The sequence below is a fragment of the Blautia sp. KLE_1732_HM_1032 genome (assembly GCF_025147905.1).
Lineage (GTDB): Bacteria > Bacillota > Clostridia > Lachnospirales > Lachnospiraceae > Blautia_A > Blautia_A fusiformis.
In genome coordinates this window covers 820,587-834,291 of the sequence record NZ_CP102266.1, presented here as the reverse complement: position 1 = coordinate 834,291, position 13,705 = coordinate 820,587, and the positions used below count along the sequence as shown (strand labels likewise).

Here is a 13,705-nt window from a genome sequence, read left to right as displayed (position 1 = left end):
CAGGCAGGCTCCCACTGGGGAAAGCCTGCCTTATATGCTTATGGTTATTCTGTTTTTTCTTCTATTGTTTCTGTATTTTCCGGATCAGCCGCAGGCTCCTCTGTTTCTGTAGATCCCACTTCCGTTCTTTCCTCTTCCAATTCCGGATCTGATCCTGATGTTTCTGTTTCTGACGCTTCTGCGGTTTCTGCTGTTTCTACTACTTCTGACGCTTCTACTGTCTCTTCCGGATCTGCTGCCACTTCTGTAGCTTCTGCGTTTTCTTCCGCTTCTGTCTCCGGTACTTCTGTCACCTCTGCCTCAGCAGCCTCTTCAAGCTCCTCATCTGCCTGCTCGATCACATCGGCAGCTTTCTCTTCCAGCTCCGCTGTAGGACACGCCGCTCCGCAATACGGACAGAAGCTGGCCTCCCGCATCACCGCCTTATGGCAGGCCGGGCAAAACTTCTCCCCTTTGCTGGCAGCGATCGCATCTCTGTAGTGATCTGCCTCCAGCATATGCTGGCTGATCTCCTCGCAGATAGCTCCCGTCTCACCGTCAACGGCTTCTCCCTGCTCATAACGTGTATAGATCATCTTTCCGATATCCATCATCAGCTTTTCGGTCATACGCTCCTGTGCAGAGAGTTTGTTACGGATCTTCTGGATCTCATAGAGATTCTCTGCCCTGGAACTTAAGCCCTTTGCCTTTCTTGTCAGTGTGTTTCCCAGATCATCCCAAAAACTGCTTTTTGCCATATCTGTCACGCTCCTTTATATATTAAAGAATCTTCTTGTTTCTTACCCTTCCAGTGCCGGGATCTCCTGGCCACGCATAAGGATCTTCGGACCTCCGTTGCCCTGAATGTATCCCTCTGTGATCACAACCTCACCGATATTGTCGTCCTTTGGGATCTCATACATGATATCCAGCATATACTCCTCCAGGATAGCCCGGAGAGCTCTGGCCCCTGTATGGCGTTCCAATGCCTTACGGGCAATGGCATGTAAGGCACCGTCCTCAAACTCCAGTTTTACTTCATCCAGTGCCAGAAGCTTCTTGTACTGTTTCAGAATGGCGTTCTTCGGCTCCTTGAGGATCTTCACAAGCATGTCTTCCGTCAGCCCGTTCAGGGTAAAGATGATCGGAAGACGACCGATAAATTCCGGGATCATTCCAAATGCACGGAGATCATCTACCGTTACTTTCTCCAGCACATGCGGATCATCATCATATTTGTCCTTCAGATCTGCATAAAATCCGATAGACGCCTGTTTATTCAGTCTTTCTTTGATGATATTCTCAAGATCCGGGAACGCACCGCCACAGATAAACAGAATGTTCCTTGTATTTACAGTCACCATAGGTACCATGGCATTCTTGCTGGTAGCACCCACCGGAACTTCCACTTCACTTCCCTCCAGAAGTTTCAGAAGTCCCTGCTGGACAGCCTCTCCGCTGACATCTCTCTGGTTGGTATTCTTCTTCTTTGCGATCTTATCGATCTCATCGATGAAAATGATCCCGTGCTCTGCCTTCTCCACATCATTATCTGCAGCCGCAAGGAGCTTGGATACTACGCTCTCGATATCATCACCGATATAACCAGCCTCTGTAAGAGATGTGGCATCTGCAATGGCAAGCGGTACCTGAAGAAGTCTGGCAAGCATCTTCACCAGATAAGTCTTACCGCAGCCTGTAGGTCCGATCATCAGCATATTGGATTTCTCGATCTCAATATCATCCATGGTATCTGTGGCAACTCTTTTATAATGGTTGTATACACCTACAGACATTACCTTCTTGGCATATTCCTGTCCGATCACATATTCATCCAGAGTTGCTTTGATCTTATGTGGTGCAGGAATATCTTTGAGATCGATCACCGGCTTCGGAGTCTCTGATTTTTTCTTGATCTTCTTCGCCTGGTTTCCGGGATTCTGGAAACTGCTGAGATCGATCATGCTCACATTCGGCATGTTAAAAAGATCGGAATAATTTCCATTGTTCATCTGGGTGTTCATAGTATCAAAGCTTTTCTGCATGCAATCCGCACAGATATGTATATGATTAGGAAGATCGATCATCTTCCCTGCCTGACTCTCCGGTCTGCGGCATAAAAAACAGAATTTCTCGTATTTCTGCTCCTGGTCATTGTCTTTATTATTATCAAACTGATCTGCCATAACATTTCCTTTCTGGTTTTTATTATGCATATTATAGCACATAATCCGGCTGTATCAAATTAAGTTTTTATAAACCGGGGAGCTGCATGTTCTTATGCAGCTCCCCGGTTTATAAATGGTTATCCTGTATTTTCTTTTATTTGTCAGAAGAGGGTTTGCTTCCGAGGGTCACTTCAACCGTCTGTTCCTTGTACTCTCCGCTGTTCGCTCTGGAGATCACCACTTCGATGGTTTCTCCTGCCTCATAATACTGCAGCTTATCAACAAGGTCATCCTTGCCGCTTACCTTCTGTCCATCCAGCTTCACAATGATATCGCCTTTTTTGATCCCTGCATTATCTGCTGCGCCACCTTCCGTTACCTCAGTAATAAAAGCACCTGCCGGCATATTATACATCTGGATGGCTTCTGTTGTAAGATCGGCAGCCTTGACTCCCATATATCCTACCTTGGAAGAATCTTCCACCTTATCTCTGGTTTTGCGGTTCATCAGTTCTTCCAGGATCGGCTCTGCCTTGGAGATCGGAATGGCATATCCCATGCCTTCCACCTGACTGTCTGCATACTTGGCCGCATTGATACCGATCACTTCACCGTTCATGTTCAGAAGTGCACCGCCACTGTTTCCGGGATTGATCGCTGCATCAGTCTGGATCAGCCCGCTGGCTTCTCCGTCCTCTGTACTGATGCTTCTGTTAAGGGCACTTATCCATCCGGAGGTAACTGACTGTCCATAGCCCAGTGCATTGCCAATGGCAACCACCTGCTCACCAACTACAAGATCGTCCGAGCTTCCCATCTGTGCGATCTTGATCTCCTCCATGGTCTCATCCGGAATATCGGATTTCTCCACTGCCACCACTGCCAGATCATTCTCTTCATCGGTGCCTTTGATCTTGGCAGAAACTGCGTTATCCACATCCGCATCTCCATCGGAGCTGCTTGCCATAGCCTGGGTTTCTTCTTCCGCTCCTACCACATCACTGCCTGCAAAGCACACAGTAAGTGTAGTCGCTCCAGATACCACATGGTCGTTAGTCGCAATGAGAAGCTCGCTGTCATTTTCTCCTACAATAATACCGGAACCACTTCCTGCACTTTGATACTGCCTCGTTCCATATCCGAAAAAGCTTGGGATTTCCTGCACACTGACAGATGTAATGGCAACGATAGAAGACATGGTTGCCTGGGCTACACCGGCCACTGTACCACTCTCTGCCACAATATCCTTCACAGTAGAATCCGCAGAGCTACTGTCAGTACTGTCCTCTGTCCCGGTAACTGTTTCTGTCTTTCCGATCGTTGTACTGCTGTCATTTCCTCTGTATTTATCTGCTGCAATATTCACGCCCTGAAAAACTACTCCGGCTACCAGCCCAAAGATCACAGCCAGTGCCACCGCAGTGGCTGCTTTCTTTCCAAAGCTGTTGTTGCCTGAAAACTCTCTCTTTTTCCGCGGCTTTTTGGGCGGTATATTTCCACCGGCATAATTACCGGCCTGAGGCTGATGCACCTCATAATGTCCGTATTTTGGTTTCTCCTGCGAAGTGCCTTCACTCTGTCCGGCACCTGCATAACTGTCCTGTCCGCTCTCCTGCATCCTGCGTCCCTCAGAATAAGGATGCGTCAGCGGTTTCTGTTCTGCCGAAGCATTCTTATCCTCATCCGGCAAGTCTGTCACCCATTTATTCTCTTCACTCATGCCTCTGGTGCTCCCTTCTATGTTATCTGATGCATGTATCTGTTACTGCTCACTCCGTTCTCAGTAACATTTATTTCTCTTATAAAAGACAGTTTAACAGGGAATTGTGTTTAAACTGTGATATCTCTTTTAAAAAACCGTGACCTGCTCTTATTTGTTCTTTTTCCAGTATTCCGGATTCATGGTGCAGGAGCGGATCATTTTTTCAGGGAGCTTTTTGTATCGTTTTCCGAGAAAATATCCGGCGTATTTGGAGACACTTTGCAAAAACAGTCCGGGGATCAGCCATATGTGGCCTGTTTTCAGAAGATATGCCATGCTTTTTTTTACCAGCCGGATGCCCTCACCTTCGGAAGGCACTCCTTCAAAAACCTCCGGATGCTCCGCCTGGGAAACTCCCAGATCAAAATTCCTATGGAACTGCTGCATACAGGTGTAATTGTGAGAATGATATACACGCGCTTCTGATACATAGGCAACTCCATAGCCTTTTTTTACCATCCAGCCTGCATAGATCATATCTTCATTAAAAATAGCATGCTCCGGAAATCCACCAATCTCATCATAGATCCTGTGATCATAAGCAGCACAAACGTTGGAGCAGAAATAGGTTTTGATCCCGTAGGTCTGTACATCTTTTTCCGTTTTCAGACAGGACTGTTCCGGATAATTAAAGGAACGGGTATATTTTTCCAGAAATCTGCAGTCCTTTTTTGGAAGCTGACGCGCATAAGCGGCTCCTGCCTGTGGATTCTCTGCAAGAGCTCCTACCAGTGCTCCGATCAGTTCCCTGTCTGCCGGCATTGCATCCTGTGTCATAAATACAAGGATCTCCGCATCCGAAAGCTCTGCCGCCTGCCTTCTGGTACCGCCATGGTCAAATTCTTCTTTTGTAAGATGCCGGACTTCCACAAGCGGATATTCCTGTTCCCAAGTCTCTTTCCAGAATTTCTTTTCTGTATTCATGACAAGGATCTTATTGATAGGATATTTCTGTGCGCTGAGTCTTTCCAGCAGTTTTTCAAATTCTTCTCCCGGACGGTATGCCGGGATGATCACGTCTGTTTTTAATGTTTTCATATTTGTCTCCTGTCCAGAAAGGACCACCCGTTACTGGATGGTCCCTTCTGCTGGTTGCTTATTTTGATGTTTTATTCATTCTCCGAATAATCTTCTCCGTCGGTATAATCGTTATAATCTGTATCGGAATCGCCTCCGGAATAGTCCGTATCTGTGCTGTAATCGTCTCCGGAATAATCCGTATCTGTGCTGTAATCGTCTCCGGAGTAATCCGAATCATAATCTGTGTCTGTGCTGTAATCAGCATCATCACTTGTGTCCGTACTGCTGTAATCTGTGGATGTATCTCCCTGCCACGTGTACGAATCATCCGTTGCGTCATTCGGTGTATCTGTCACCGCAGGTGCAGTGTCCTGCACGTCGCCTCCGCCTGCGATATTTGTGATCTGGGCACTTCTGTTGAGTACATCCTGCGTCGGAGTGTAACTGGTGTCTCCATACAGAAACTGATGCATCTTCAGAACATTGGATTCCAGTGTGGTAGGTACGATAACGCTGCCCTTTACCTGGGCAAATTTATAATCGTTGGGGAAGCCTGTAGTTTCATCAATACTGTAGCCGATCATAGCCGGGATCATCTTCAGGATCTCTGTTTTGGAAACAGAAGTTTTGACCATCGGGAATACCTGATCCATAATATCAAAGATAGTGGAAAGTCCTGCCTTTTTCGCCTTATCTACGATCATCTGGATCACTCGCCTCTGTCTCTCAGTACGTCCCATATCAAGACTTGCGGTATAACGGATACGGCAGTAGGAGGTAGCCTGTACACCATTGAGATGATAGGTATCTACGATCGCTTCCTCATCCTCCGGCTTCGGATCCGGCAGTTCGACCGGTGTGTAGCTCTTTCCGGTTTCCTCTGATGTCTCCACACAGTAATTGTTCATATGAACGATCTCCGCATAGGAAAGAGGGATGTCCAATCCTCCGAGGCAGTCTACCACAGTTACCAGCGCATTAAAATCAATGGCAACATAATCTGTGATATTCAGATCCAGATTCGTATTCAGCATGGAAACCGCGTTGGTCGGTCCGCCAAATGCATATGCCGAATTGGCTTTGGAATAGGTATCATCCTTTACATTGAGAAGGGTATCTCTATAGACAGACACAAGTTTGACTGCCTTCGTATCATTGTTGATACTCGCAATGATGATGGTATCACTGTTCTCTGTATTCAGCTTCTCATTCTTGCTTCTGTGGTCCAGTCCGAACAGTGCATAGGTGGTATATCCCGTCATCTGCGGTGCCTGATCATTAGTTACAATATCCTGGTCTGCAAGATCTGTTTCCTGAATGTCGATCTTATCCAGTTTGGCTGAGATCTGACCATAAACGAACAGACCTCCGATAAACAGGAGCAGTACGACGATCTCCAGGATAAATAAAATCTTCTTGCTTTTTTTCCGAGGTTTTGACATCTTTTCCTTTTCCCCTTTTTAGTATGCGTTCTTATTAATAAATCCTTTGAATATGGTAAGAAACATGATCTTTATATCAAATCCCACAGACCAGTTTTCGATATAATACAGATCACACTCTATCCTTTTTCTGATAGAAGTATCTCCACGATAGCCATTTACCTGTGCCCACCCGGTAAGACCTGGCCGCACCTGATGCTTGACCATATAACGTGGTATCTCCTCCCTAAACTTTTCTACAAAAAATGGCCGCTCCGGTCTTGGTCCCACAAGACTCATCTCACCCTTCAGAATGTTAAAAAGCTGTGGAAGCTCATCCAGACTGGTATGACGCATAAATTTACCGATTCCGGTAACTCTTGGATCGTTCTTTACTGTCCACGCCTTTTTTTCTTCTGATTCTTTCTGGATCTCCATGGAACGGAATTTATACATCCGGAAAGTCTGATTGTGAAGCCCGACACGTTCCTGCTTATAGATCAGCGGTCCCGGCGAAGTCAGCTTGATCAGCATACACAACACCAGCATCACCGGTGAGGACACAATGATCGCAACGATCGCGCCTGCAATATCCATAGATCTCTTGATCAGTGCATTAAACGTGTTGCTCAGGGGCACATACCGGATATTGATCACCGGAAGCCCGAGAATATCTTCTGTATATGGTTTGGTCGGAATAATATTATTATAATCCGGAATAAATTTTGTGTGCACGCCGGATTTTTCACAGAGTGCAACGATCTCTTCCAGACGATAATACTCACTTAAGCCCAGGGTAATGGCTATCTCATCCAGACGACTGGATGGAAGGATGATCATCAGATTGGCGATTCGACCGATCACCTTAACGCCCTTATAAGTAGTGCCTGCCGGCACATTGTCATCCAGTATGCCCCTGATCACATATCCCCATTGCGGATTCTGCAGGATCCTGTCTACATATTCCTCGGCAGCACGGCTGTATCCTACCAGCAGCACCTGTTTCTGGTTCATTCCTTTTTTGCGCATATCCCGGAGAATGTAAAATATGACCATACGCACAAACCATTCCAGGACGATATTGATCACACAGAAAGAAACCAGAGTAAGACGGGAATAGTCCAGCTCTTTAAAATTGTAAAGTGCAAACATGATGATAAGGAGCCCTAACGCATTTGCCTTCACAATTCCGGCAAGTACGAGACGACGCCCCTGCATTCGCATCGGTGTATAAAGATCAAAGGCCTGATAAAGAAGTAAATATCCCGGAATAATGAATATCAGCATAAACATATATTCCTGGACGGTCTTGGACTGGACCGCCGAATGTTCAAAAATTCCCTGAAAACGGATCAACCAGGCCAGGGCATAGGAGGCCGCGATCACAAATACATCGATCAGCATATGGAGACGACTGAAATTTTTCTGGTTGTCTTTAATCAATTTCCGCCACCTCATTTAAGTTCATTGCTTTTATCTTATAATAGATGAAACTCAAAAGCAATAAAATCTTCCCTCCGAAATATAAAAATTCTGTGAAAATATGATGTCTTAACCGGCAAAACGCCTAAAAATGTTGATCCAGAGTTCAAACTGGAGCTGTATATAACGCGGAAGATTCCTCATGGAAAATCTGACTTTTTTGTTTTTGCGGCTGATCTGAAAGCCGTTTTTGATGCCTGCAAGGTACTCACGTCCGAATCCCTTGGACGCAAAAAACAGGATCTTCGCACCGAATCCCACCAGAAAAAACGGAAGGTTCAGCACGATCTGGAGAAACGGCATATTCTTATAGATAAGATAAATATTGTTTCTGGAAGAATACCGGATCTTAAACTGATTATATCTGGAGCCGCTGGTGCCGCTTCCTACATGATAAACCTTCGCTTTTGGAGCATACCAGTTCTGATAACCGCAGATCCTGGCACGATAGCCGATATCCAGATCCTCCAGATAAGCAAAATGCTCCTCATCAAAATCTCCGATCCTGTCAATAAATTTCTTCCGGTAGATCGCAGCTCCCGCACAGGTGGAAAAAATCTTCTGCTCTCGGTCATAATGGCGGATATCCTTACCTTTTCCCCTGGCAAAAGCCCAGCCAAGGGCACAGTAATAATTTCCGGCATCATCCATCTTGTCCCTGTCATGAAGTTGGATCATCTTTGCCTGACAGGAAAATGCCTTCTTATGTCTGCGCAGGGCAGCAACCATCTCCTCCAGGAAATCCGGTTCCGCTTCCGTATCATTGTTCAGAAGCAGCACATATGGGGAACGTGCCGCATGGATCCCTTCATTGACGGCTCTGCTGAAGCCGTAATTCTCCGGAAGCTGTATCATGTGTACCCATGGATATTCCGCTGAAACAAATGCACAGCTGCCATCAGTGGAACCGTTATCCACTAGTATAACCTCAAAATTACGGATAGTCTGTCTTTCAAGACTAGAAAGAACACCATCCAGATATGCCATTCCGTTAAAGTTTGGTATGACTACTGATACTTCCTGCATTGCTTTATCCCTTCTTCTTTCCCATTCCCGGAAGGGGCTTCAGGGAATAATTCCATTTGGTTAAAGAAAGATTTTTGTTATAGTATGGATCTCCTTTTTTCAGGATATCCAGCCAGTGACAGCGCATGTATTCGATCTCCGTCTGGAAACGGCGGACCTTTTCCTCGCTGTCCTCAGTGCCTCTTGACTTGGATTCGTAATGATAGAGCTTCACATACGGATCATAGACGATCAGATGGCCGTGGCTTCGCACCTTCAGACAGAGATCCACATCATTAAACGCAACTGCAAGCTCTTCCGTAAAGCCTCCTGCCTCCAGAAAAACTTCCTTCTTCATCATCATACATGCTGCAGTCACACAGCTCATATCCTGCAGAAGAGAGGCCTTATGGAGATATCCGGTACGCTCTGCCGGCATATTCACAAACATGTTCCCGGCAATTCCGCCCATTCCCACCACGCAGCCTGCATGCTGAATGGTGTTATCCGGATAGATCAGCTTGACGCCAACTGCACCTGTTTCCTTACGCTGGCACACGCTCAGCATCTCTGACATCCAGTCCGGATCGATGACCTTTACGTCATTATTCAGAAAAAGCAGGTAATCTCCTTTGGCATGGCGCACCCCGAAATTGTTGATGGCAGAATAGTTGAAGCCTTTTTTCCAGCGGATCAGATGGACCCTGGGATCCTCCGAAAGCTTTCTGTAATACCGGAAGATCTCTTCGGAGCTGCTGTTATTCTCCACAATGATGATCTCGTAATTTTTGTAGGCAGTTTTTTCAAAAATGGATTCCACGCAAGCCTGAAGCGTTTCTTTCTCCTCACGGTTCGGAATGATAACAGAAACCAGAGGTTCTCCCTGCACCGGATACTTCACACGGTAAAATCCAAAATCCGGAGTATGCTCCACGGTTCCCGGAGTTCCGGTCCGTTTGAGATTCCCCTCAATGGCACGTCTGCCGGCTTCAAAAGCATACATCTTGCTTGCCGGATTATCTGCTGTGGAGGATTTGTGGGTCCTCCAGTGATAAAGGATCTCCGGTACATGGACCACTTCCCTGGCCTGCTCCACACAGCGGAAAATGAAATCATAATCCTGGGCGCCGTCAAATTCCCGGCGGAATCCGCCCACTGTCTGCACTACGGAACGTCTTACCACCAGAAAATGGCAGATATAATTATTGGATCTTAAAAGATCCAGGTTAAAGTCCGGTTTCAGATGGGGCTGAAAATGTTCAGAAAGATCTGTCGTGACCTTATCCTCATCTGTATAGATCACATCCGCCTCCGGATGCTCCTCCAGTGCCGCCGCGATCTCATACAATGCATTAGGTGCCAGCAGATCATCATGATCCAGAAGTGCGATAAAATCACCCTCTGCCATGGCAAAAGCTGCGTTTGTATTTTCTGCAATGCCAAGATTCTCTTTCAGATCCTGATAGCGGATCCTCCTGTCCATCTCTGCATAGGATCTCAGCACAGTCTGCATGTCCGGATCCTCCGGGCTTCCGTTTGCCAGACACAGCTCCCAGTTCTCATATGTCTGTGCAAGGAGAGAGTCCAGCATCTGTCTTAAAAAACGCTCCGGTGTCAGATATGCAGGTACCACAATGCTGATCAGCGGCCCATCCGGAAATTTGCGTTTCCGCTGCTTCTCCAGTGTTTCCTCGTCAGGTCTGTATGCCTCATACCATGGTCCGTAAGGAACCTCTTCCGGTTCAAAACGCTCATGAAGCCGGATCCAGAACTCTTTCAGGCCATAATGCTTCAGGTATCTTAAGCCCTTCTGTACTGTATAGGGGGAAAGCTTCTTTATAAGTCTGTCCCATTGGATTTTTCCTGTAGAATCATCTTTACTCATATATTATCTCCGTATTACTCAGTTTGATGTTACTGTTCACTCTGTTCTCAGTAACAGTTTGATGAACATATTTTACCATTCCATCATTTTTTTTGCAAGGAAGAGAGGAAATGTGTTATACTGAGCTTACGTATGTATTGCTTACATAAGAATTATTTTTTATACAGGAGTACCATTTATCATGAAAAAATCAAGAATAACCACAGCGCTTCTGGCTATTGGGATCTCCGCTTCCATGGTGTTCCAGACTCCAGTTTTCGCCACAGAAGAAACCGCTGTTGCTGTATCCTCCGGTGTTACCACCAATGGGATCAGCGGATGGCCTCAGGGGCCTGAGATCACTTCCGCATCTGCCGTGATCATGGAAGATACTTCCGATACGATCCTCTATGCCAAGGATATGGACACCACGCTTTCTCCGGCCGGCGCAGTTAAGATCATGACCTGTCTTCTGGCACTGGAGAACAGCCAGCTTGACGATCAGGTTACCATGACAGAAACCGGTGTATCCGGTGTTACAGACGGAGGCGCTCATATTTCCTCACAGCTCGGAGAGGTATTTACCATGGAGCAGTGCCTTTACGCTCTGATGCTGGCCTCTGCCAATGACATTGCTCTCCAGGTCGCAGAACAGATCGGCGGATCTGTGGATGCCTTTGTCCAGAAAATGAACGACCGTGCCAAGGAGCTGGGATGTACCAATACGGTATTCACCAATCCTACCGGTCTCCCGGATGACAACCAGCATACCACAGCACATGATCTGGCTCTGATCATGCAGGCGGCTATCCGTAATGACAGCTTCCGCACCATCTCCGGAGCCACCTCCTATACGATCCCGGCTACCAATGTTTCCGGCGGTACCCGTAACCTGACAAGCTCTTTTACCATGACAGATCCTGCATCCGCTTCCTATTATGAAGGATGTATCGGCGGTCGTGAAAGTACCACCACTGCTTCCGGAAGCGTTCTTGTCACAGCTGCACAGCGAAACGGTACTACTCTGATCGCAGTAGTCATGAACGGAGCGACCGGTCAGACAGCCAACGAAGCGATCTCACTTCTGGATTACGGTTTTTCCAATTTCCAGCTTCTGGATCTCAGCGAGGATGATTTTCACATCCTGTCCGGCGGCACTGTAATGGTTCCATCCGGTGCGACCGCAGACGACCTGACTACGGAAGATACGGAATCTGATGGTCAGATCTTACGTACCTATTCCTTTGGCGGAACTCAGGTGGGAACTGCAGTTGTCGAGGATCCCTCCCAGGAAAGCTCCTCCGATGTACTGGAAAATGATGAAAACATGGATTCTGCAAAAGCTTATTCCGAATCCAGATCCCAGATCCCGTATTTTGCCATTGGCGGTGTGGGCATCCTGCTCCTGATCCTTCTGCTGTGGCGCATGATCCGGATCATCCGTTCCTGATCTTGGTCCCCAGGCGGATATACTTCAGAATTAAAAAATCCCTCCTATGTACCGGTCATATCCGGATACATAGAAGGGATTTTTTTCTGCCATCTCACCCGTCGGGGTGTCAGCCATAAAACGGAACTACCAGGAAGATATAGCATAAAAACGGCGAAGCAGCCAGAAGTGCTGTCAGGACCCGGTATATCCACATTCTGATATTTTCCTTTTTTACAAAACGCTCAAGCAGACGATTCCAACCGGCTGTCACAAAATACATGGCCGGATACAGTGCCGGCATGATATAACGTCCCTGTGCCTGGTTGTCACTATAATATACATAATACATAAACAGACCCACAGGGATCAGGATCAGAAGGATCAGCAGCAGATGAAAGATCCCTTTTCTGTCCCATTTATCGTACACGGTTATTGTTTTTATCTTCAGCTTTTCACTTCCTGCTGCTTTTCGTTCTTTTACCACAGTACGTTTCTTCGGATAAAACATTCCCAACATGGTTAAAATACCGATCCCACCCATTCCAAAGAACAGGAAATATGCCTTGCTCACACTATAAGGCATATAGATCTGCATCAGGCCAAAGGTTCCGATAAAGCTTACCAGAACTGTCAGCAGCCAGTTATGCTGCCAGCCCGGGTCCTGATACAGAAGGATATCCTTCCATGACCAGTTCAGCTTCTCCGGTGTAGGGTATCTGGACGGTCTGTAATCAACAGCCGCATATTTTTCCGCACACTGTGCACAGGCTTTTCTTCCGATAAGATCTCCGTCATAGAGAACGGCATTTCGTATAAACCACCAGCCGCATAAGGCAAAGGTTACTGCCGCGATCACGATCCCTCTCCGGAGCAGAAATGCAACTCTCTGTTTTACCGGCTCTTCCCTGCACAGAAGGACTGTCAGGCAGAAAAACAGAAAGCTGCATAAGATCCATCCGTAGGCATTATAGTAGGACAGTGCACAGACTGCCATTCCAACAGCCAGAAGGATCGAATTTCTGAAGCTCCAGTCTCCCGCTTCCAGATAACAGGACCAGGAATACAGGATCATCGCCATGGATAAAAGCGCCAGGGAATCCGTATTTACATAAGTTCCCAGAAACAATGCCTGCGGCATAAAGCCTGCCAGTGCGGCAAACAGCCATCTTCCCTCTTTCGGAAAAAGCTTTCCGGATGCTTTCACCACAAAATATACCGCTCCAGTCACAAAGAGCACATCTGCCATCCTCGCCGCATGGAGTAATCCGTCTGCAGATGCATGGAACAAACCTGCGATCCCCATAAATACAGCAGATACCATATAGGAAAGGATCGGATAATAGGCATAGGAAATCCCCCATGTCGCATCACGGATGGTTGGCTCATCTCCAAGAGGCAGCTTTCCCGGATGCTCATGAAGATACTGTGCCACCATGTAGCGCATTTTTTCATCGGGGCCTGCCCCCAGGGGCTGCATAAACGCCCATGCAGTCAGGAGCAGAAATGCTGCCAGGACAAGAACCCCTGCCTGAACTCTCTCATCCTTCCAGATTTTTTTCTTTTCCAAAATAT

The 13,705-nt window shown here is 46.9% G+C and carries 10 protein-coding genes; 1 reads left to right on the top strand and 9 read right to left on the bottom strand.

The features are described 5' to 3' along the window. Nucleotides 1–44: 44 nt before the first annotated feature. The 8 genes from NQ489_RS04105 to NQ489_RS04070 all read right to left on the bottom strand — a co-directional run bounded on the left by NQ489_RS04105 (nucleotide 45) and on the right by NQ489_RS04070 (nucleotide 10,722). Nucleotides 45–737 (bottom strand): zinc ribbon domain-containing protein, encoded by a 693-nt coding sequence (locus tag NQ489_RS04105; protein ID WP_021651917.1) that lies wholly within the window; start codon nucleotides 735–737, stop codon nucleotides 45–47. A 42-nt stretch (nucleotides 738–779) separates the two neighbouring features. Continuing rightward, nucleotides 780–2,165, bottom strand: a complete 1,386-nt coding sequence (clpX, locus tag NQ489_RS04100) for an ATP-dependent Clp protease ATP-binding subunit ClpX (RefSeq protein ID WP_022426973.1) — start codon at nucleotides 2,163–2,165, stop codon at nucleotides 780–782. A 136-nt stretch (nucleotides 2,166–2,301) separates the two neighbouring features. Then, nucleotides 2,302–3,867 (bottom strand): S1C family serine protease, encoded by a 1,566-nt coding sequence (locus tag NQ489_RS04095; RefSeq protein ID WP_021651915.1) that lies wholly within the window; start codon nucleotides 3,865–3,867, stop codon nucleotides 2,302–2,304. Between the two features lie 150 nt (nucleotides 3,868–4,017). Next, complete coding sequence (locus tag NQ489_RS04090; protein ID WP_021651914.1) at nucleotides 4,018–4,947, bottom strand: glycosyltransferase family 2 protein; 930 nt, start codon at nucleotides 4,945–4,947, stop codon at nucleotides 4,018–4,020. A 71-nt stretch (nucleotides 4,948–5,018) separates the two neighbouring features. Then, complete coding sequence (locus tag NQ489_RS04085) at nucleotides 5,019–6,371, bottom strand: LCP family protein (RefSeq protein WP_021651913.1); 1,353 nt, start codon at nucleotides 6,369–6,371, stop codon at nucleotides 5,019–5,021. A gap of 18 nt (nucleotides 6,372–6,389) precedes the next feature. Next, nucleotides 6,390–7,793 (bottom strand): undecaprenyl-phosphate glucose phosphotransferase, encoded by a 1,404-nt coding sequence (locus NQ489_RS04080; RefSeq protein ID WP_022426969.1) that lies wholly within the window; start codon nucleotides 7,791–7,793, stop codon nucleotides 6,390–6,392. Between the two features lie 108 nt (nucleotides 7,794–7,901). After that, on the bottom strand, nucleotides 7,902–8,858 hold the full coding sequence (locus NQ489_RS04075; protein ID WP_021651911.1) for a glycosyltransferase family 2 protein: 957 nt from the start codon (nucleotides 8,856–8,858) through the stop codon (nucleotides 7,902–7,904). 4 nt (nucleotides 8,859–8,862) lie between these two features. Beyond that, the gene (locus NQ489_RS04070; RefSeq protein WP_021651910.1) at nucleotides 8,863–10,722 is read right to left on the bottom strand and encodes a glycosyltransferase family 2 protein; all 1,860 of its coding nucleotides are present in this window, start codon (nucleotides 10,720–10,722) and stop codon (nucleotides 8,863–8,865) included. 181 nt (nucleotides 10,723–10,903) lie between these two features. On the opposite strand from NQ489_RS04070, the gene NQ489_RS04065 reads away from it, so the two are divergent. Continuing rightward, a complete protein-coding gene (locus NQ489_RS04065) occupies nucleotides 10,904–12,151 on the top strand; it encodes a D-alanyl-D-alanine carboxypeptidase family protein (RefSeq protein WP_021651909.1) in 1,248 nt (415 codons plus the stop codon). A gap of 109 nt (nucleotides 12,152–12,260) precedes the next feature. Here the strand turns inward: NQ489_RS04065 and NQ489_RS04060 are convergent, their stop codons facing one another. Continuing rightward, nucleotides 12,261–13,700 carry an ArnT family glycosyltransferase gene (locus NQ489_RS04060; RefSeq protein WP_021651908.1) on the bottom strand — a complete coding sequence of 480 codons (1,440 nt, stop codon included), beginning with the start codon at nucleotides 13,698–13,700 and terminating at the stop codon, nucleotides 12,261–12,263. Nucleotides 13,701–13,705 lie beyond the last annotated feature (5 nt).

What these genes read in the sequence shown, in the direction of transcription:
- NQ489_RS04065 (WP_021651909.1), top strand. Translation starts at nt 10,904, where the DNA reads ATGAAAAAATCAAGAATAACCACAGCGCTTCTGGCTATTGGGATCTCC.
- NQ489_RS04070 (WP_021651910.1), bottom strand. Translation starts at nt 10,722, where the DNA reads ATGAGTAAAGATGATTCTACAGGAAAAATCCAATGGGACAGACTTATA.
- NQ489_RS04095 (WP_021651915.1), bottom strand. Translation starts at nt 3,867, where the DNA reads ATGAGTGAAGAGAATAAATGGGTGACAGACTTGCCGGATGAGGATAAG.
- clpX (WP_022426973.1), bottom strand. Translation starts at nt 2,165, where the DNA reads ATGGCAGATCAGTTTGATAATAATAAAGACAATGACCAGGAGCAGAAA.
- NQ489_RS04090 (WP_021651914.1), bottom strand. Translation starts at nt 4,947, where the DNA reads ATGAAAACATTAAAAACAGACGTGATCATCCCGGCATACCGTCCGGGA.
- NQ489_RS04075 (WP_021651911.1), bottom strand. Translation starts at nt 8,858, where the DNA reads ATGCAGGAAGTATCAGTAGTCATACCAAACTTTAACGGAATGGCATAT.
- NQ489_RS04085 (WP_021651913.1), bottom strand. Translation starts at nt 6,371, where the DNA reads ATGTCAAAACCTCGGAAAAAAAGCAAGAAGATTTTATTTATCCTGGAG.
- NQ489_RS04105 (WP_021651917.1), bottom strand. Translation starts at nt 737, where the DNA reads ATGGCAAAAAGCAGTTTTTGGGATGATCTGGGAAACACACTGACAAGA.